The sequence below is a fragment of the Pauljensenia sp. UMB3104 genome (assembly GCF_030217285.1).
GTDB lineage: Bacteria > Actinomycetota > Actinomycetes > Actinomycetales > Actinomycetaceae > Pauljensenia.
Window position 1 is genome coordinate 59032 of sequence record NZ_JASONN010000007.1, and the last position, 20205, is coordinate 79236.

The 20205-nt window shown below is 63.6% G+C and carries 17 protein-coding genes; 10 read left to right on the forward strand and 7 right to left on the reverse strand.

The window, feature by feature from the left end:
• Positions 1–10: 10 nt before the first annotated feature.
• On the reverse strand, positions 11–1153 hold the full coding sequence (glf, locus tag QP415_RS05350; RefSeq protein WP_285099200.1) for a UDP-galactopyranose mutase: 1143 nt from the start codon (positions 1151–1153) through the stop codon (positions 11–13).
• Between the two features lie 161 nt (positions 1154–1314).
• On the opposite strand from glf, the gene QP415_RS05355 reads away from it, so the two are divergent.
• Genes QP415_RS05355 through QP415_RS05365 form a run of 3 tightly spaced genes read left to right on the forward strand, consistent with a single transcriptional unit; the run spans position 1315 to position 3903 of the window.
• A complete protein-coding gene (locus QP415_RS05355) occupies positions 1315–2025 on the forward strand; it encodes a LytR/AlgR family response regulator transcription factor (RefSeq protein ID WP_048674505.1) in 711 nt (236 codons plus the stop codon).
• A gap of 1 nt (position 2026) precedes the next feature.
• Complete coding sequence (locus QP415_RS05360) at positions 2027–3385, forward strand: ATP-binding protein (RefSeq protein ID WP_285099203.1); 1359 nt, start codon at positions 2027–2029, stop codon at positions 3383–3385.
• Positions 3382–3903: a GNAT family N-acetyltransferase gene (locus QP415_RS05365; RefSeq protein WP_285099204.1), complete on the forward strand. Its 522-nt coding sequence runs from the start codon at positions 3382–3384 to the stop codon at positions 3901–3903. The genes QP415_RS05360 and QP415_RS05365 overlap by 4 nt, the downstream gene beginning before the upstream one ends.
• 9 nt (positions 3904–3912) lie before the next feature.
• Here the strand turns inward: QP415_RS05365 and QP415_RS05370 are convergent, their stop codons facing one another.
• Genes QP415_RS05370 through QP415_RS05380 form a run of 3 tightly spaced genes read right to left on the reverse strand, consistent with a single transcriptional unit; the run spans position 3913 to position 8071 of the window.
• Entirely contained in the window at positions 3913–4923 is a 1011-nt protein-coding gene (locus QP415_RS05370; RefSeq protein ID WP_048674513.1) for a glycosyltransferase family 2 protein, read from the reverse strand.
• Positions 4924–4954: 31 nt separating this feature from the next.
• Complete coding sequence (locus tag QP415_RS05375; RefSeq protein WP_285099206.1) at positions 4955–5566, reverse strand: hypothetical protein; 612 nt, start codon at positions 5564–5566, stop codon at positions 4955–4957.
• Positions 5567–5611: 45 nt separating this feature from the next.
• A complete protein-coding gene (locus QP415_RS05380) occupies positions 5612–8071 on the reverse strand; it encodes a glycoside hydrolase family 3 C-terminal domain-containing protein (RefSeq protein WP_285099208.1) in 2460 nt (819 codons plus the stop codon).
• Between the two features lie 130 nt (positions 8072–8201).
• Between QP415_RS05380 and QP415_RS05385 the strand changes: the two genes are divergently transcribed.
• From QP415_RS05385 to QP415_RS05400, 4 genes are all read left to right on the forward strand, one after another.
• Positions 8202–9101, forward strand: coding sequence for an HAD hydrolase family protein (locus tag QP415_RS05385; RefSeq protein WP_048674522.1), 900 nt, complete (start codon positions 8202–8204; stop codon positions 9099–9101).
• Positions 9098–10360 carry an MFS transporter gene (locus QP415_RS05390; protein ID WP_285099210.1) on the forward strand — a complete coding sequence of 421 codons (1263 nt, stop codon included), beginning with the start codon at positions 9098–9100 and terminating at the stop codon, positions 10358–10360. The genes QP415_RS05385 and QP415_RS05390 overlap by 4 nt, the downstream gene beginning before the upstream one ends.
• Before the next feature lie 106 nt (positions 10361–10466).
• Positions 10467–10697 (forward strand): glucose PTS transporter subunit EIIB, encoded by a 231-nt coding sequence (locus QP415_RS05395; protein ID WP_048674525.1) that lies wholly within the window; start codon positions 10467–10469, stop codon positions 10695–10697.
• A complete protein-coding gene (locus QP415_RS05400; RefSeq protein ID WP_285099212.1) occupies positions 10694–11167 on the forward strand; it encodes a PTS sugar transporter subunit IIA in 474 nt (157 codons plus the stop codon). Before QP415_RS05395 ends, QP415_RS05400 begins: the two co-directional genes overlap by 4 nt.
• A gap of 72 nt (positions 11168–11239) precedes the next feature.
• Here the strand turns inward: QP415_RS05400 and malQ are convergent, their stop codons facing one another.
• The 3 genes from malQ to ettA form a co-directional block, all read right to left on the reverse strand.
• A complete protein-coding gene (malQ, locus tag QP415_RS05405; RefSeq protein WP_285099214.1) occupies positions 11240–13390 on the reverse strand; it encodes a 4-alpha-glucanotransferase in 2151 nt (716 codons plus the stop codon).
• A gap of 41 nt (positions 13391–13431) precedes the next feature.
• Entirely contained in the window at positions 13432–13716 is a 285-nt protein-coding gene (locus QP415_RS05410; RefSeq protein ID WP_048674533.1) for a PTS transporter subunit EIIB, read from the reverse strand.
• A gap of 270 nt (positions 13717–13986) precedes the next feature.
• On the reverse strand, positions 13987–15669 hold the full coding sequence (gene ettA / locus QP415_RS05415) for an energy-dependent translational throttle protein EttA (RefSeq protein WP_016461114.1): 1683 nt from the start codon (positions 15667–15669) through the stop codon (positions 13987–13989).
• Between the two features lie 318 nt (positions 15670–15987).
• On the opposite strand from ettA, the gene QP415_RS05420 reads away from it, so the two are divergent.
• From QP415_RS05420 to QP415_RS05430, 3 genes are read left to right on the forward strand one after another with little or no spacing between them, the layout of a single operon-like run.
• Positions 15988–16872, forward strand: a complete 885-nt coding sequence (locus QP415_RS05420) for a biotin--[acetyl-CoA-carboxylase] ligase (protein WP_285099218.1) — start codon at positions 15988–15990, stop codon at positions 16870–16872.
• A complete protein-coding gene (locus QP415_RS05425; RefSeq protein ID WP_285099219.1) occupies positions 16859–18652 on the forward strand; it encodes an acetyl/propionyl/methylcrotonyl-CoA carboxylase subunit alpha in 1794 nt (597 codons plus the stop codon). The genes QP415_RS05420 and QP415_RS05425 overlap by 14 nt, the downstream gene beginning before the upstream one ends.
• The gene (locus QP415_RS05430; RefSeq protein ID WP_048674541.1) at positions 18649–20205 is read left to right on the forward strand and encodes an acyl-CoA carboxylase subunit beta; all 1557 of its coding nucleotides are present in this window, start codon (positions 18649–18651) and stop codon (positions 20203–20205) included. Before QP415_RS05425 ends, QP415_RS05430 begins: the two co-directional genes overlap by 4 nt.

Sequence of the window (20205 nt, forward strand, 5' to 3'; positions counted from 1 at the left end):
AGGAAACCCGTCAGCGCCAGGAGGCCACGGCCTCGTCGACCTTGGTGAGGGCCGACGCAATCGCCATGTGCATATCCAGGTACTGGTAGGAGCCCAGGCGCCCGCCGAAGAGGACGTCCTGCTCCCCCGCCGCCATCTCGCGGTATGCCGCGAGCGTCGAGCGGTCCGACGGCGAGGCGATCGGATAGTAGGGTTCGTCGCCGGGGCGCGCGAATCGCGAGTATTCGCGCTGGATGATCGTATTCGTTGCACCTGCGCGATCACGCTCGGGGTGCAGGTGGGCGAACTCGTGAATGCGCGTGAAGGGCACGTCGCGATCCGAGTAGTTCATGACCGAGCAGCCCTGGTAGTCGGGCACGTCGACAACCTCGGTCTCGAAATCGAGGGTGCGCCAACCAAGCTCACCCGCGTCGTAGTTGAAGTAGCGGTCAATCGCGCCCGTGTAGACGACGGGCACTTGGCCCACCGTCGCCGCCTTCGAGAACTGCGAGGATTCATCAAAGAAGTCCACACCCGTGTGCACGCTGATGCGCGGATGGTCAACCATGTTCGCGATCCACGCGCCGTAGCCGTTCAAGGGCAAGCCCTCGTAGCGATCCTGAAAATAGCGGTTCTCATAGGTGAATCGCACGGGCAGACGCGTGATGATGGACGCGGCCAGCTCACGCGGGTCGGTCTGCCACTGCTTGGCCGTGTAGCCCGCGATGAAGGCGTCGTAGAGGGGGCGACCAATCAGGCTAATCGCCTTCTCCTCGAGGTTGCCCGGTTCACCCGTGATCTCGGCGGCCTGCTGCTCGATGAGCACACGGGCCTCGGCCGGCGAGTAGGCTGCGCCGAAGAACTGGTTAATGGTGCCCAGGTTGATGGGCAGCGGGTAGACGACGCCCCGGTAGTTGGCGTAGACGCGGTGGCGGTAGTCGTTAAAGGCCGTGAATCGGTTGACGTAGGACCACACGCGCTCGTTCGATGTGTGGAACAGGTGCGTGCCGTAGCGGTGCACTTCGACGCCGGTGGCCTCGTCGATCGACGAGTAGGCGTTGCCTCCGATGTGGTCGCGACGCTCGATGACGGTCACGTTCATTCCGAATCGCTCCGCGGCCTCGCGGGCAAACGTCAGGCCAAAAAAGCCCGACCCAACAACGAGCAGATCCACGCTACTCCCCTTTCACGGTAGTCAGGACAATGGTAGCGGCCCCCACCTGCGGGTGCGTCTGCATGTGATCGACGAGGCCGGGGTGTGGACTCGCGCGGAGGGCGAGGCTGCGCTCACATATCCTTGTTGGCATCTGTCAGTACGTCAGGGAGGGTCGGATCATGGTGCGCATCGCCGTCGTCGAAGACGAGGCGCTCTCACGTCAGCTCCTCGCCGACTACCTCGCCCGCTACAGCGACGAAAACGGCGTCACCTTTGACATCACCTACTTCGAGGACGGCGGAGCGATCATCGGCGGCTACAAGCCGGTCTACGACATCATCCTCATGGACATCCAGATGACGAACGTGGATGGTATGACCGCCGCTCGGGCAATTCGCGAGGTCGACCAGGAGGTCATCCTCGTCTTCATCACATCCGCCGCACAGTTCGCGATTCATGGCTATCAGGTGGGGGCACTGTCCTACCTCATGAAACCCCTGCCGTGGTTCGCGTTCTCACAGGAGCTGTCACGGTGCCTTCAGGCCGTTGCTAAGCGGCGCGGAGCCAGTGTCCTCCTCCAATCGGGAACATCAACGCACCGCATCGACGTCGCTGACATCGTCTACGTCGAATCGATCAAGCACCGCCTGGACGTGCACACGGTCTCCGGCACCTACTCGATCACTTCCTCACTGAAGGCCATGGAGGAACAGCTCCCCGGGCACGACTTTTTCCGTTCAAATTCGTGCTACCTCGTCAATCTCGCGCACGTGCGCGGCGTCGCCGACCAGGAGTGCCTCATGACGGGCGGGGACAACCTGCGCATTTCCCGGCCTCGTAAAAAGGCGTTCATGACGGCTCTGGCGAGCTTCGCGGGCGGGATCCACTGACGTGTTCGAGTCCCTCCCCGACATCCCGCGCCTGTTCACCGCCCTCGCGGAGTGGGGCGCCGCCCTCGTGTACGTCTTCGTCGTCGCGCGCTCGGCGTCGTCCAATGCCCTGAACCCGAACGCTGCTATCCCCCGCTGGCGCATCGCCGCTGCGGCCGTCGGCGGCCTCGTGGTGCTCGTCGGCGCCCAGGAACTACTCGGCCACGCTCCCCTGTCCCTGTGGGTGCCCGGCATGATGACGGCTTACGGTCTCATGTGGAGTGTCATCCGTCTGGGAACTGCACTGGACTGGCGCTGGGTGACCCACATGAGCGCACGCGCCTTCATCGTGGCCGAGCTCGCTGCATCCCTGGCCTGGCAGGTCGTCGTCTACTCCCACGCTGACAAACCCTTCTGGCACCCCGCATCCCTCCTCGGATACACCGCGATCTCAGCGACATGCCTGGCCGTCGTCTACTACTTTGAACGCCGCGTCTGCCGCCAGGGAGCGCTTCCCGTCTTGCGCCTCGCAGACCTTGCCTCGGCTGTCTTCATTGGCATCGCCATCTTTGCCCTCTCCAACCTCAGCTTCATCTCAACGGAAACCCCGTTCTCGGGACGCTCCGGCGTGGAAGTGTTCTACATCCGCACGCTTGTTGACCTGGCGGGCTACGCGATTCTCTTCGCCCAGTTTGAGCGCATCCAGCAAAGTGCGACCGAGCGCGAGCTGGCGTCCATCCAGGCCTCCCTCGATGCCCAACACCACCAGTACCTGGCCGCCAAAGAGGACATGGAACAGGTGGCCCGCGCCCACCACGACCTCAAGCACCAGGTCGCAGCAATTCGAGCGGAGCTGGACCCGGAGCGCGCCGCCACCTCATTTGCGGAACTCGAATCCTCAATCGAGCAGATCGGTCAGCAGTACCACAGCGGCAATGCTGTTCTCGACGTTATCCTCACCACGAAGGGGCGCACGTGCGCAGCCGCCGACATCAATTTCACGGCGGTTGCCGACGGCGCGCTTCTAGGCACCATGTCGTCGATGGATATCGCCACGCTCTTCGGCAATGCGCTTGATAACGCAATCGAGGCCTCGCGCCGCGTCGATGATCCGGCCAAACGCCTCATCAAGCTCGCGCTCTTCCGCCAGGGCCAGATGGTGGTCATCCGGGTCGACAACTGGTTCGACGGTCGCCTCAACACGGACGCAGGTGGGCGACTGACGACGATCAAACCCGACACCGTCCGGCACGGGTGGGGCGTCAAATCCATCCAGTGGACGGCCCGCAAGTACGGCGGGCAAGCGGTCACGGACGTGGCCGACCACTGGTTCACATTGACGGTCCTGCTTCCGTCCACACACCCCCAGGAGGACGAATGACGATCATCGACACACCGCGCCTGCGCTTGCGCCCCTGGGGTGATACCGACGCGCCCGCTCTCTTTGAGCTCGCCCGCCATCCCCGCATCGGGATGCTGTGCGGATGGAAGCCCTACAAGCACATCGACGACGCTCACGAGGCTCTGTCGACGTTCCTGGCTGCACCCGACAGCTACGCGGTGACGCTCGCGTCGACCGGTGAGCTGGTTGGTTCGATTGCGCTGCGCATTGACACAGACTCCCCCGAGGCAAGCGTCGCTGACATCGGATACTGGATCGGCGCGCCCTACTGGGGCAACGGTTATGCGACGGAGGCTGGGAACGCCATCATCGACCGCGCGCGGGAGCTGGGCGTGTCGACGATCATCCTGAAGTACTTCGATGGAAACGACGCGTCGCGCCGGGTCTCCGAAAAGCTCGGCTTTACGTGGCAAAGCCGCGAAGAGGACGTGGAATACCCACTCATCGGCAAGCGCCTCACCGTCCACCGGACGGAGCTGGCGCTCGCCGCGCCCTGAGGGTGCGTCTCAGTTGAAGCCGAGGACAGCCGCCGCGACCTTGTAGCCGCCGCGAACGACCTTGGGCGACGCGTGGCGCACGAGGCCGGCGAGCAGGTCCTGGCGCAGGCGATCCGTGGCCTCCGGGTTGATCTGGTCCATCGTCTCCCAGATCTGCTCCTTCAAGGCCAGGTGTTCGGGCGTGCCCGAGAGCTGGGCCATGACCGAGCAGACGACGGCGTTAATACGCAAGTAGTGGACCATGTAGCGCCAGAGCTTGTCCTCGACCTCGGCGCGCGGGGGCAGCGCACGGGTCATGGCCTCGTTCACGCGAGCGAGCTGGTCCAGGCGCGTGATCATGACCTTCTCGTTGACGGACTGGTCGTCGCGCCCAATGAAGTAGTGGTACAGGTCCACGTCCAGGTAGCGGATCGTAGAAATGTAGGGCAGCGGCACGAACGAGTAGAGGTAGTCCACGTAGAACGTGTGCTCGGGCATCACCAGGCCGGACGCGCGCACAACCTCCGTGCGCATCGTCAGGGCATGCATCATGAGGTACTGGTCGTAGCGGCACCGGCGCAGGTCCGCCCAACCGAAGGTGCGACCTCGAGGCAGCACGTTGCGGTAGCGGATAACGGCCTTGTGAGCCTTACCCTGCTTGTCGTAGACGTAGTTGGTGACGAGTAGGTCCAGGTCGCGCCCGGCCTCGCGCTCCTCACGCAACACGTCAAGGACGGCGTTCGTGGCGCGTCGATCCAGCCAGTCGTCGGAGTCGACAACGCGCACGTGCGTGCCGGTGGCGGCGGCGAGACCGGCGTTCACGGCGCCACCGTGCCCCTTGTTCTCCTGGTGGATGACCTTGACGGAGGGGTAGCGAGCGGCCCACTCATCGGCGATCTGCGCGGTAGCGTCCTTCGAACCGTCGTTGACGATGATCGCCTCGAGTTCGTCGCCGTAACCGACGAGCGTCGTGAGCGCCCGATCAAGATAGTCCTCGGAGTTATAGGCGGGCACAATCACCGTCAGCAGTGGCGCGCTCATGGAGTCTCCTCTCGTGAAGTCTGCCAGTAGTCTACTGTGCCTCGCTGACCTGTGTGTCCTTCTCCGAGGGTTCCTGTTTAAAGATCACCTTAAAGATGGGGAAGAACACCCAGAAGGAAATAGCCGCGTTGATGATCATAGTGATGACATCGGCGACAGTCTCGCCGGCCGCGCCCATCGCCGAAATCGCCCACGCGTAGATCGGGTCTTTGTAGAGAACCTGAAGGGCGGCGGCTGCGATCGTGATGACGACGTAGGCGACCGCGTACCAGAAGGCCGCCTTACCCACGGACGAGTTGGACTTGAAGGTGACGTTGCGCTGCGCGAAGAAGTTGATGACCTGCGCGATCAGCAGGGTGATCTCCACGGCGAGGAAATACGCGAGGCCACCGCCGCCCCCGACCGACATCGAGCCTGCCGGGTAGTCGAAGAGGAAGACCGTGTGTCCATGCGAGACGCCGACGGGTAGGAACTGGAACGCCGTGTCGACAAGATTCGTGTGTGCAAACAACGCCTTAAAGGCTGGCATGAGGACCAGCTGCAGCACCGTGATGCCGTTGGAGAGGATAAAGAAGACAATGAACTGCGCGACCGTCGTGTGCTCGGTTTCGAAGTTCTTCCACCACCGGGAAAGAGCCTGCATGGGTGTTCCTTTACGTCAGTTGGGAGTAACGAGGCTGGGGCCGCGTCATCGGGTCTGGTCGAGTTCGCGCTGGGTGGCCTTGTTGGCGCGCGCGTTGGAGAGGTAGCCGAGGGCAGCGCGGGTCAGGCCTCGCAGCGGCCGTCCGTTCACGGCCAGAAGGATCGCATCCACCATGTCGGGGCTGGCCGCACCATTCGTCATCTTGGCGAAGGCACGGAAGGGCATGTTCAGGATGAAGAGAATGTTGAGATCCGGGGTGCCCTTGGCATCGGCCTTGGCTTTCATGGCGTGGAGCTTGCGTCCGGCGACGCGGGCGAGCCAGGTCTTGGCGCGTGTCAGTTCGGACAGCGGATCGGCTGCTCCCAGGTCGTCCGCAGGGTGAGCGGTAGGAATGGTGCGGCCCAGGAGGACGGCGAATTCTCCGTTGGTAATGCCCGAGACGTCGGCGTTCAGGTAGTGACCGAGGGCAGGGTCGATTGGCGAGGGCGTGGTTCCTTCGACCTCAAGGGTGGCGCTCAGCGGCGTGTCCTCCACGGTGTGGCCGACGTAGATCGTCCAGGTTCCGGCCTCGGTCTCCCACGCGCCGCGCGAGGTCTCCCAGTGGCGGAAAGTGTAGCGATCGAAGGGGATGGTAACGCGCACCGACTCACCGGCGGCAACCTCGACCTTTGCGAATCCTTTGAGCTCGCGGGCCGGGCCGAACACGCCGCCGGGCGCGCTTACGTAGAGCTGGACGACGTCAGCGCCGTCTCGCTCGGACGTATTGGTGATCGTGAGAGTCGCGCCCTCCTGGTTCACCTCGAGATCGGAGTACTCGAAGCGCGAGTAAGACAGCCCATAGCCAAAGGGGAAGGCAACGTCGACGCCCGCGGTCGTGAAGTATCGGTAGCCGACGAAGGGGCCCTCGCGGTAGTACGACAGCGGGCCGGTCGCCGGGTACCAGGCAGCGGTCGGATGGTCCTCGTGGGAACGCGCGTAGGTCTCAGCGAGTCGTCCCGAGGGGTTCACGGCGCCGGTGAGGACGTCAAGCATCGCGCCGGCACTACCCTGACCACCCAGGTATCCGTTGACCAGGGCGGGCACGGAATCAGCCCACGGCATCTCGACGCTGGCCCCGCCGGTCAGGACGACCACGGTGCGCGGATTGGCTGCAACGACGGCCTCGATGAGACGATCCTGTCCCTCGGGCAGGCGCATGTGGGGGCGGTCCAGCCCCTCGGATTCGGCGAGTTCGTCCAGACCGACGTAGACGAGCGCGACGTCAGCGCTCGCGGCGAGGGCCACGGCCTCGGAAATGAGGGCGTCGTTCGTTCCCCCATGACGGTCATAACCGCGGGCGTACCCGGTGAGAACGAGGCCTCGGGCATCCTCTCCCCCAGCCTCGAGCAGCTCGCGCGGAGCTTCGGTACGCGTCGGATTGACCTGGGAGGAACCCGATCCCTGGAAACGAGGCGTGTCAGCGAGGTCGCCGATGAGCGCAACGCTTGTGCCCGCGCTCAGCGGCAGGAGATCGCCCTCGTTGCGCAGAAGTGTGATCGCCTCGGAGGCGATGCGCGTGGCCAACTTATGGTGCTCGTCCAGGTCGTAGGGAGTGGGAGCAGGCAGGCCGGCGCTAGCAGCAGCGACGTTCAAGACCTCCTGGGCACGCGCGTAAACATCGGCCGCATCCAATTCTCCAGCCTCAACCGCCTCGACGATCTGACGCGCACCAGCAAGGCCGGGGGCGGGCATCTCGAGGCTACCGCCGGCGCGCACCGCTGCGACGGCGCTGTTCGAACCACCCCAGTCGGAGACGACCATGCCGTCAAATCCCCACTCGGTGCGCAGGATGTCGGTCAGCAGGTGCTTGTTCTCGTGGGCGTAGGTACCGTTGACGAGGTTGTAGGAGCTCATAATCGCTCGCGGCTTGGCGCTTCGGCACACGATCTCGAAGCCGGTCAGGTAGATTTCACGCATCGTGCGCTCGTCCACGATGGAATCCGACGCCATGCGACGCAGCTCCTGGGAGTTGACGGCGAAGTGCTTGGGGCAGGCGGCGGTTCCCGTCGATTGAATTCCCTGGACGAGGCCCGCAGCCATGCGTCCGGCAAGGATCGGGTCCTCGGAGAAGTACTCGAAGTTACGTCCGCACAGGGGCGAGCGCTTGATGTTGAGGCCCGGACCGAGCAGGACGTCGACGCCGAGGCACCTCGCCTCCAGCCCGAGCGCCTCGCCCATCTCGCGGGCCAGGTCAGGGTTCCAGGTCGCGGCAACGGCAGACGCTGTCGGGAAACAAGTCGCCTTCTCGGACTCGGCAATGCCCAGGTGGTCGGCGTCGCCGAGCTGGCGGCGCACGCCGTGCGGGCCGTCACTCATGACAAAAGAAGGAACGTTTGCAGCGGGAATAGCGCGCGAGTCCCAGGCGCTTGCTCCCGACAGAAGGGCCGCCGCCTGCAGCAGCGTCAGCTCATTGGCGTCCGTCAGTGCTTGGTGTTCCATCGTCGTGAACTGCCTTTCGTGCTCCATCGCGGGTATCGTCGATGATTCTAGTGTGTGCCTTCCTTGCGCTGAGCAACCGACCGTGCGCATGATTTGTCGTTTGCGAGGCCCGTTCTGCATATTCGAGGCCATTTCTTCCCTGAGATAAGATTGCTCTATGACGAACACCGACGGTTCTGCACAGGCATGCAACGAGGCTGACTCTCCCCGCGCGGTCTTCGTCGACATCGACGGAACGCTGTGCGATTCACGCCAGCGCATCCCGCGCTCAGCGATCGACGCTCTGCACGAGGTCCAGAGCAACGGACACCGCCTCTTCGCCTGCACGGGGCGCTCGGCACCCGAGGTCTACCCTCGCTTCTGGGACGTCGGTTTCGAAGGACTTGTCGGAGGTGCGGGCGGATACGCCCGCGTCGGCAACCGGGTACTCGTCGATGAGCGCATGCCCCGCGAGCACGTCGAGGTCTTGACGGCCCTGTGGGAGGAGCTCGACGCCTTCTACATCTGGCAGGGGCCCGACCAGATGGGCCCCTCCGATGGCTATCTCGACTTTTTCGTCCCCAGGGCGGGCGCACACCCCGAGGACTGGATCGAATATGCCCAGTCGATCACGCCCTTCATTGTCGACATTGACGGCGGCGCCTTCACGAAGGTCACCGCGTACGTGCCACCCGAGAAGGCCTCGTTGGAGCGAGTGACCGCTGCACTGCCGACCGGATACCGTGCGATTATCGGCTCGGTGGGAGCAGCAGGCTACGTGCCTTTCGAGGTTGTGCCCGCCCACTTGTCGAAGGCCGTCGGTATCAGGGCGGTCTGCGAATACATCGGCATTCCCCTCTCCCGCACCGTTGCACTTGGCGACTCCAACAACGACGTCGAGGCCGTGGACACCGCCGCGCTCGGCATCAGTATTGGAAACGGATGCGAGACCCTCGTGAAGGTCGCGGACATCGTCGCCCCCAGCGTCTCCGAAGATGGACTCGCGTGGGCTTTGAGTGCCGCCGGGCTGACTGGACACAACCACACGAGGGGCTCCGGCCTCGGCGATACGCAGTGAGCGGATCACTGCAGCGCTGGCTGCACCATCCCCTCACCCGCAACTCCGCCTTCATGCACCTGTGGGCGGGCCAAACTGCGGCGCAAGTGGGCTTCCAGGTCGGCACTCTCGCAACATCCGCGATCGCGATTACCGTCCTACATGCGAGCGAAACGCAGATCGGTATTCTGTCAGGCCTGCAGACGCTGGCTTTCCTCATCGTCGGGCTCCCCGCAGGCGCGTGGGTGGACGGCTGGCGTAAGCGCCACGTCATGATCACTGCGAACCTCGCGCGCATCGCAGCGCTCGTCTCCATCCCGATTGCCTATGCCTTCTTCTCTCTCACAATCGCCCACCTCATGGTCGTTGCCGCACTCCTCGGCCTGTCCACCGTCTTCTTCGACGTCGCTTATCAGTCCTACGTGCCCATGATCGCCTCAAAGCGATACATCGGAGCTGCGAACGGACGCCTCGAGGCCTCCTACCAGGTGGGGCGTGCGGGCGGGCCGGGCTTGGGCGGCTGGCTCCTCGGTGTGCTCGCCCCTCCCCTGGCCTACCTGCTGACGGCATCGACCTATGTGTGCTCGACGTGGGCGATCTGGCGCATCCGCACCCCCGAACCGCGTCCTGCTCACTCCGATGCGTCCCTTCGTTCTCAGATTGTCGATGGGCTCTCCTTCGTGCGCGGACAACGCCTCCTCTTTCCGCTCTTTTCATGCATTGCGTGCGCAGCGTTCGCGGGGGCGGGCATTCAGGTCCTCCTCCCCATCCTGGTCCTGCGAACCCTCGGCATGAGCGCCACACAGCTCGGCCTCTTACTCAGCGCGGGTGCGCTCGGCGGTATCCTCGGCGCTCTCACGAGGCCGGCGTGGATCACGCGCCTGGGAATCGGGCGCTGCATCGTCATCACGAACATCGTTGGCGTTTCAGCACTCCTTGCCCAACCCGCATCGGTCCACGTCCCATTCGCCGCCGCGTGGGTCATCGCCTGCTCCGGCGTCATCTCGTCGTATTTCATCACGATCTACAACGTCACCCAGATGAGCCTCCGCCAGGAAATCTGCCCGCCCGACATGCTCGGACGAATGAATGCGATCTTCCGCTTCGCGGTCTGGGGAGTCATGCCCCTCGGATCCTTCGTCGCGGGCATCATCGCGTCATGGGTAGGCGTCGAGGCAACCATGTACATCTTTACCGCAGCGTCGATCGCGGCGGGCATCGCCATGGGCTTCACACCTGCAGCACGCATTCGAGGAACGAGCGCCGCCGACGTCTCATAATGTGACGCGCTCGGTAGGCGCAAGAGTGTCTATTCGCGCACCGTCGCGATACCATAAGTGTGAGGCAAACCGCAGCGGTTTGGGTCATTGAGCCAAGGAGGACACCATGGACACCGCAACGACCATCATCGAAGCCCTGGGCGGCTGGGACAACATTTCCAACCTGGAAGCGTGCATCACGCGCATCCGTCTCGATGCGGCCAACACCGACCTCATCGACGAGGCGAAGCTGCGCGAGGCCGGAGCCTTCGACGTCGTCATCGTCGGCGACGCGGTTCAGGTCGTCATGGGTCCCGACTCTGAGGACCTCGTCGAACAGATGAACGCGAGCCGGTGAGCTTCCTCGTCCGCGCACCTTTCGCCGCACACATCCTGCCACTCAGCAACGTACCTGACGCGGTCTTCGCCAGTGGCGTCGTTGGAGATGGCCGCGCACTTCTTCCCAATGCCGACGCATCGTGCATCACGGTACGCTCCCCCATCGCCGGCGTCGTCACCAAGCTCAAGTCACACGCTGCGATCGTTACCTCGACGCGCGGGGTGTCCGTCCTCATCCATCTGGGGATCGATACTGTGGGACTGCGCGGAAAGGGTTTCGCGCCCCTCATCGATGAGGGAGACATCGTCGACGTCGGCAGGCCCCTCATCCACTGGGACCTGGCGCCAGTACAGGAAGCACACCTCTCCCCCTGCGTGCCCGTCATCGTTGTGAACCCATCGGGCCTGCAGGTATGCCCAGAATATGACGAGGACGCCGCCTCGGTGGACGCACTCGCTCCCCTGTTCTCAACTCCGGACGGTGAGTAATCACTACTCCGACCAATGAGCCCCGCGACTCTCTCGAGTCGCGGGGCTCATTCGCAGGAACGTTGGGCCTCGTCAGTTGACACTGCCGCGCAGCAGCGCGAACAACGAGGTGAGGCGCTCATCCGCGGGCAGCTCCTCAATCGGCACCTCGTCCCCGTTGGAATCACACAGCGGCACGCACCAGTTCGGATACAGATCCGCACCCGTACCCGGCATGTTCTGCGGACGCACATCCCCAACCGCATCCACGAGCGACGCGACGACAAGCTTCGACGGTGTCTGCGCGACGTATCGGTACAGGCCCTCAACAGTCTCGCGCTCGCTGGGCTGGGCACCGTCAACGCAACCGTACTCAAGCAGGCGCGCATTCATTTGCTCCAGCTCGAGGCGATCACCGGCACGCACCGTCTCAATATCATCCGTCAGCAGACCGAGCTCGGAACGCAGGGTCGTCTGAATGCCACGAATGTAGCCGAGCGTCGGCGGCAGGTCATGGATATTGACGGCTGCCAGCGCGCGGTCACGGTAGTGCTCGGGACGCAGCGGCCAGCCGCCACCCTCCTTCTCGAACCACACGACGGACGTGCCGAGGACTCCGCGCTCACGCAGGTAGTCACGCACCCACGGCTCGACCACGCCGAGATCCTCGCCAATAACGACGGCACCCGCGCGCTGAGCCTCCAGCAGGATGACGCCCATCATGGCCTCGTGATCGTAGTACACGTAGGTCCCCTCGGTGGCGGAGCACCCGTCCGGGATCCACCACAGGCGGAACATACCCAAGATATGGTCGATACGCACGGCGCCAGCGTTAGCCAGGGCGGCACGGACCATATCGCGCAGTGGCAGATAGCCCGACTCCGCGAGACTACGCGGCGACCACGGCGGCTGCGACCAGTTCTGCCCCTGCTGAGAGTAGACGTCCGGCGGAGCACCCACACACATACCGTTGGCGAAGAGCTCGGGACGGCTCCACTTTTCGGAACCGTAGCCGTGCACGCCGACGGCCAGGTCGGCCATGATGCCGATCTCCATACCGACCTCGCGCGCCACGTGCTGCGCGTGCTCGAGCTGCTCGGCGGCAACCCACTGGCACCACTGGTAGAAGTCAACACGGTCGGCCAGCTCGAGACGTTCCATCTCGACGCGAGGCGCGGAGGAACGCGCCAGGTCCTCGGGCAACTCGATCGTGCCCTCGCGCTCAACGAGAGCGCACCAGAGCGCGTAGTTGGACAATTCCGAACCGCCACGTTCGATGAAGTGATCCAGCTGGCTCTGGCGATGATACGAGCGAGGAGCCGCAAAGATCAGTTCGAGAGCCTTACGCTTGGCCTCCCAGGAACAATCACGATCGATCAGGTCCTCACGACTGTCGAACTGGCGGGTTTCGTCACGCAGCTGCTCGATAGCCTCGCGAGAGGCCTGCGACAGGGATGCGAACTCTTCGATGTTCTCAGGGCGAATGTAGATCGGGTTGAGCCAGCGACGCGACACCGGCAGGTACGGCGAGGTCTCCAGCGGAGAAACCGGCTGGGATGCGTGCACCGGGTTAATGAGCAGGAAGTCTGCACCCTTGTCCGCACAGATGGCTGCAAGATCCGCGAGATCGGCCGCATCTCCAATACCCCACGAAGAAGCCGAACGCGTCGAGTACAGCTGAGCGTTGACACCCCACGCACGACGCGAGGACTCCAGGAGCGGCAGCGAGAGCGTATTGGGAACAATGATCAGGGTTGCAGACTCTACGTGGCCGCCCTCAACCGTGGCCACGAGACGATGCCAGCCGAGAGGCAGCCAGTGCGGCACATCAAAGGTCGCACGGCCGACGAGCTCGCCATCGATCATACGGGGCGGAACGTAGCGATCCACCTGGTCACACGCACCTTTGCGACCATCTTCGAGCACCCACTGGACGTTGACCCACGAGCCGTCTGGCACATGCACCGGGAAGAGGTACCCGCCGCCCTGGCGGGCGACAATCGTCGGAGGGAGGGTACGACGCCATTCGCGCTCGTCGGTGATGCGCAGCGCCTCATGAACATCCCCCACCGTGGAGGATTCATCAAGGGGCAGGCCGAGAGCACCCAGGACCTTGAGAAGGGTGGAGGCGCTGACGCCCACCCAATTCCCGTACCAATCCCAGAATCCGGTAGCAACGCCATTAGCATCGGCGATACGGCGCAGCTCATCGATGTTGTCAGATGCGGGAGCGTGAATATCCACAGAAAAGCCTTCTACGTTGCGGGCTGATGACACCATTAATACTAGGCGTGGACGCGTTGCGACAAAGACTTGGTGGACGTGTCATGGGCCACGCGTGAAAGAATTGAGATCATTGCCGCCGCTACATCATCCGACTGGGCGCCACACACGATCTGGACAACGTCACCGGAACGTACGACGGCCAGCACGCCATCGACGCGCAGCGCTGCCTCGTCAACGTCTCTCTGAGACTTCACCTGAATTCGGATGCGCATCGTGCAGGGTTCAACCTCGACGATATTGAGGTGTCCACCCAGCGCGTCGATGAGCGTTTGTTCAATCGCCATCGGAGCCCCTTTCGCGCGGTCGAATACTTGCGATACGTGTCACATAGTAGATGTGACCTGCGCAAAAGGCAAGTGGCATCCGCTACATGAACAAATGTCCGCCGATCACACATGACAGAAGCGAAAGTTCCCGCGAGCAGCTACAATCCCCCAGCCTGTCAAGCACAGACTTCTTCCAGATTGGCACAACGACCAGATATTGCGCTTGCCCACCAACACACAACTGGGGGGAGGACCTTTCGGCCCTCCCCCCACAGCCAATGACGCGATTCAGTCGCGCGTCAGCTTACGATGCGTCACGCGATGCGGGTTCGCGGCCGCCTCGCCAAGGCGAGCGACCTTGTTCTTCTCATACGCCTCGAAGTTACCCTCGAACCAGTACCAGCTATCCGGATGTTCCTCGGTCCCCTCCCACGCGAGGATGTGGGTGGCGACGCGGTCGAGGAACCAGCGGTCGTGGGTGATAACAACGGCACAGCCAGGGAATGCAAGGAGTGCATTTTCCAGCGAGCTCAGGGTCTCAACGTCAAGGTCGTTCGTCGGCTCGTCAAGCAGGAGGAGGTTACCGCCCTGCTTGAGGGTCAGAGCCAGGTTCAGGCGGTTGCGCTCACCACCGGAGAGCACACCGGAAGGCTTCTGCTGATCCGGCCCCTTGAAGCCAAAAGCAGAGACGTAGGCACGCGAGGGCATTTCCACGTTACCCACCTGAATGAAATCCAGTCCGTCGGAGACAACCTCCCACACAGTCTTGTCCGGATCAATACCGGCGCGCGTCTGATCAACATAGCTGATCTTGACGGTCTCACCGATCGTCAGTTCGCCGCCATCGAGGGGCTCGAGACCGACAATCGTCTTGAACAGCGTGGTCTTACCAACGCCGTTGGGGCCGATGATGCCGACGATACCGTTGCGCGGCAGCGAGAAGGACAGACCGCTAATGAGGGAACGGTCGCCGAAGCCCTTCTGGAGATCCTTCGCCTCGATAACGACGCTACCCAGGCGCGGGCCCGGCGGGATCTGGATTTCCTCGAAGTCGAGCTTGCGAGTGCGCTCGGCCTCGGCTGCCATCTCCTCGTATCGAGCCAGACGGGCCTTCGACTTGGCCTGGCGCCCCTTTGCGTTGGAGCGAACCCACTCGAGTTCTTCCTTCAGACGCTTGGCCAGCTTGGCATCCTTCTGCCCCTGAACCTCGAGGCGCTTCTCCTTCGTTTCCAGGTACGTGGAGTAGTTACCCTCGTACGGGTACAGATGACCGCGGTCGACCTCGGCAATCCACCCGGCGACATGGTCGAGGAAGTAACGATCGTGGGTCACGGCAATGACCGCGCCCGGGTAGGACGCAAGGTGCTTCTCAAGCCAGAGCACACTCTCGGCGTCGAGGTGGTTCGTGGGCTCGTCGAGCAGGAGCAGGTCGGGGGCCTCAATGAGGAGCTTGCACAGCGCCACGCGGCGACGTTCACCACCGGAGAGCACAGAGACAGGCTGGTCCGGGGGTGGGCAGCGCAGCGCATCCATGGCCTGGTCGAGCTGAGAATCGATATCCCACGCGTTGGCAGCATCGATCTCGGTCTGCAGCTTGCCCATTTCCTCCATGAGCGCATCGAAGTCCGCGTCGGGATTCGCCATCTCTTCGGAAATCTCATTGAAGCGCGCAAGCTTGCCGAAGATGTCGGCGGCGCCCATACGAACGTTCTCGATGACGGTCTTCGTGTCGTCGAGGATGGGCTCCTGCATCAGAATGCCGACCGTGTAGCCGGGGGTCAGACGGGCCTCACCATTGCTGGGCTCGTCCAGACCAGCCATGATCTTCAGGATCGAGGACTTACCGGCACCGTTGGGGCCGACCATACCGATCTTGGCGCCCGGAAAGAAGCTCATGGTGACATCGTCGAGGATGACCTTGTCACCGATGGCCTTGCGAGCCTTGATCATCTGATAAATAAACTCCGCCACGTTACTCCGTTCGAGTGGTTCGGGCGCGCCTATGCGCGCGTGTTCACCCCTATGGTACCGACCCGGTACGGGCCGATGAGCCGCACAGCGGGATGCAGGGGTCGGTGATCCTCATCTCAGCGCACTATTTCGCGGATTTCCCACCTTCCGCTTTCCGCAAGGCTTACGCGATGGTTACGGATGCGTAGTGATTTGTCGAAAACTATTCCAATTTTTTAAAAAACGCATGCGTAGGTTTGATTTTTAAGACAAACTTTTAAGTAACCGGGGACGAGTGTCCCCACTGTCAAACAGCATCACCCGGAGGGAGGAACGCCGTTGGATACGCCCGAACGCCTCACCATCGACGGCATCAGTGCGCTGATCTATCACGTCCACTCCACCCCCTCGACAAACGATCTGGCTACTACCCTCCTCGCCGACACAGCGACGCCCACCCCGCATCTCACAACAATCATCGCCGATTGCCAAAGCGCCGGGCGCGGCCGCCTCGGACGGACGTGGATAGCCCCCGAAGGCCAGGGGCTCCTCGCCTCCACCATCGTCTCTGTCCCCACCTCAGTTCCTACCGACCAACTCGGATGGCTCGTCTACGCCTGCGGCCTGTCTGTTCGCGACGCGCTCGCCCGGCGCCTCGAACCTCTCGGCCACAGTGCCTGCCTGAAATGGCCCAACGACGTCCTCGTCGACGGAGAACGCAAGATCTGTGGCATTCTCGCTCAGCTCGCCCCGGCCTCGTCCCCATTCACGACCGCAGTCATCCTCGGCTACGGCATCAACGTTGCCCAGCGCCCCGACAACCTTGCCACCGAGCAAGCGACCTCCCTGTACGCCGAGGGCGACGATGAGGCAGCCCAGGCAACCACCGCCGTCACGCGGGCCGTCCTCGCCGACGTGCTGTCCGGACTTGAGAAGCGAGTCCGCGCCCTCATCGCCCACGGCAACGCCCACGACAGTGGCCTCGCGAACGAAGCAGCGAGTGCCCTTGCCCTCCTTGGCCAGCGCATTGCCCTCGCCGAGCCGACAGACCCCAGCGGGCGTGTGGCACTGGAGGGCGTGGCTGTCGCGCTCACGTCAAGTGGCTCACTGCTGGTGCGCACGGATGACGGTCGCACTCACGACATTAATGCCGGGGATGTCCTGGCTACTGGAATTCCTCTGACAACCGCTCACGACACCAAGGAGAAGCGTGCGAACAATTAATCGAATCCTCGTCGCTAACCGTGGAGAAATCGCTTTGCGCGTGTGCCGCACGGCCACCGATATGGGCATTTCCACGATCGCCGTCTACGCCGATCAGGATATGGCCGCACCGCACACGCGCGAGGCCGACGAGGCGCTGTCCCTGGGCGGTGACGATGCTGCGTCGACGTACCTGAATGGTGAGAAGATCCTGGCGATTGCGCTGGAGACCGGCGCGGATGCGATTCACCCGGGCTACGGATTCCTGTCTGAGAACTCCGATTTTGCGCGCGCCGTCGAGGACGCTGGTATCGCGTGGCTGGGTCCCGCCTCAGACGTGATCGATGCTCTGGGGGACAAGATCAAGGCTCGTCGCGTGGCCGAAGCCTGCGGTGTTTCGCCGGTCCCCGGCGTGTCTGAGCCCGTCACCTCGCGCGAGGAGGTCGAGGCGTTCATCGCCTCGGCCGGTTACCCCGTGGTGCTCAAGCGCGCCGACGGCGGCGGTGGCCGAGGCATCAGCATCATTCGCTCGCAGGCTGACTTGGACCTGTTCTTTGCTCGTCACACGGACGCAGACGACCTGGGTGCTCACTTCGTCGAGCGCTTCGTGGAGGTCGCCCGTCACGTGGAGACGCAGTCGGCGCGCGACTCGCTGGGTAACTTCCACGTCATCTCCACCCGTGACTGCTCCGTGCAGCGCCGCAACCAGAAGCTGGTCGAGGAGGCGCCCGCGCCGTTCCTGCCCGAGGGTGCACACGAAACGCTCGTGAACGCATCGCGCGCACTGTTCGAACACGTGAACTACGTTGGCGTGGGCACGGTCGAGTTCCTGCTGGAGCCCGATGGCAACATCTGGTTCCTCGAGGTCAACCCGCGCCTGCAGGTCGAGCACCCCGTCTCCGAGGAAGTCACGGGTATCGACCTGGTGCGCGAGCAGATCCGTATCGCGCAGGGACTGCCGCTCACCACTCCCCCGGAGCCTCGCGGTCACTCCTTCGAGTTCCGCGTGACCTCGGAGGATCCCTCGAAGGATCTGACCCCCACCGCAGGCCGCCTCGACGAGGTGCACTGGCCCCTGGGACCCGGCATCCGCCTGGAGCTCGGCATCGATGAGGGCGATTCGGTCCAGACCGCCTTCGACTCGATGATCGCCAAGATCATCGTCACGGGTGCCGACCGCGAGCAGGCTCTGGCTCGCTCACGCCGCGCGCTGGCCGAGTTCTCGGTGCAGGGTGTGGCCACGCCGGTGCCCGTCTACCAGGACATCATTAACGATCCTGACTTCTGCGGAGTAGGCGGATTCAACGTCTCGACGCGTTGGTTCGAGACGACGTTCATGCCCCAGCACGACTACTCGGATCTGGCGGTGCCGGCCGAGGCCTCGTCGACTGCTGATCTGCCGCGCCAGACGTACATCATCGAGCTGGATGGACGCCGCGTGTCCCTGACTCTGCCGGCGGGCATGTTCAACGCGCCGGCGGCTCGTGCCCCGCGCCCGCCTCAGCCGCTGCGCTCCTCCCCGCGCCGCGCAAGCGCATCCGCCGTTCAGGCTGGGCCCCACCAGGGCGCCCCCGGCGACATCGTTGCCCCCATGCAGGCCATCGTCGTTGCCCTGGCCGTCTCCGAGGGTGACCAGGTCGAGGAAGGCCAGCTCGTAGCCGTCCTCGAGGCCATGAAGATGGAAAAGCCGCTGCTCGCTCCCCGCGCCGGAACCGTCACCTCCCTGTCGATCAAGCAGGGTGACACCGTGACCGCGGGTACCCGCATCGCCCACATCGCCACTGAAGAGGAGGCACGATGAGTACACCCAGTCCGCTCACGCGTGACGGCTTCATTCAGGCCCAGGACGCAATCGCTCAGGCCGCCGAAGAGAAGGCCGCGCAGCGCCAGCACGCCAAGAAGAAGCTGACGGCCCGCGAGCGTCTGTCCCTGTTCTTTGACGATGGCGTGTGGCATGAGGTCGGTCAGTTCATCGGTGGGTCGGTGCGTGAGGGCCGTATCGGTTCGGCCGTCGCCGCTGGTTACGGTCGCGTGCAGGGGCGCATGGTCGCTGCCTACGCTCAGGATTTCTCGGTTCTCGGCGGCACGCTGGGCAAGGTTGAGGGCGACAAGATCGTCGATCTGATTGACCGTGGTATTCGGATGCGCATTCCGATCGTCGGTATTCAGGATTCGGGCGGCGCCCGCATCCAGGAGGGCGTCGTCGCCCTGGCCCAGTACGGCCGCATCTTTAAGAAGACGTGCGAGGCCTCGGGTCTGGTTCCCCAGATTTCGATCATCCTGGGCCCTTGCGCCGGTGGTGCCGTCTATCAGCCTGCCCTTACCGACTTCATCGTGATGACGCGCGAGAACTCGCACATGTTCGTCACGGGTCCGGATGTCGTCGCGGCGACGACCGGCGAGAAGGTGACGCTTGATGAGCTGGGTGGCGCGGCGATTCACAACTTCCAGTCGGGCGTCGCCCACCATATGGCCGATACGGAGGAAGAGGCGATCGACTACGTGCGCTCGCTCCTCGACTACCTGCCGTCCTCGTGCGAGGTCGCGCCTCCCAAGTACGAATACATTCCCAACCCCGAGGACGAGGCGGCGGCCCGCGCGGTTGCTGATCTGGTTCCGACGTCGGCGCGCCAGCCCTACGACGTACGCGACGTGGTGCGTTCCCTCGTGGATCACGGCGAGTACGTGGAGATTCAGGACCTGTTCGCTCCCAACGTGACGATCGGTTTCGCGTGCGTCGATGGCCAGTCGGTGGGTATCGTCGCGAACCAGCCGATCAGCGATGCGGGCACGCTCGACGTGGATGCCTCGGAGAAGGCCGCTCGTTTTGTTCGCTTCTGTGACGCCTTCGGGCTGCCGATCGTGACCTTCGTGGATGTTCCCGGCTACCGCCCGGGCACCGAGCAGGAGCAGGCGGGCATCATTCGCCGCGGCGCGAAGGTGATTGTCGCCTACGCGAACGCGACCGTCCCCATGGTCACCGTCATCCTACGTAAGGCCTACGGCGGCGCCTACATCGTCATGGGTTCGAAGTCGATCGGTGCGGACCTTGCGTTCGCGTGGCCCGACGCGCAGATCGCTGTCATGGGTGCCGAGGGCGCGGCGTCGATCATGTACCGCCGCGAACTGGCTGCCGCCCGTGAGAACGGAACCTTCGAAGAGACGAAGGCCGAGCTTGTTGCCCGATACGAGGAGGAAACCGTCAACCCCGAGGTGTCCGTCTCCTCCGGGCAGCTCGACGCCATCATCGCCCCCGCGGATACCCGACAGACCATTATCGATTCCCTGCACCTGCTGGCCTCCAAGGACCAGCGTGCGCCCCACGTCAAGCGTCACGACAACGGTCCCCTGTGA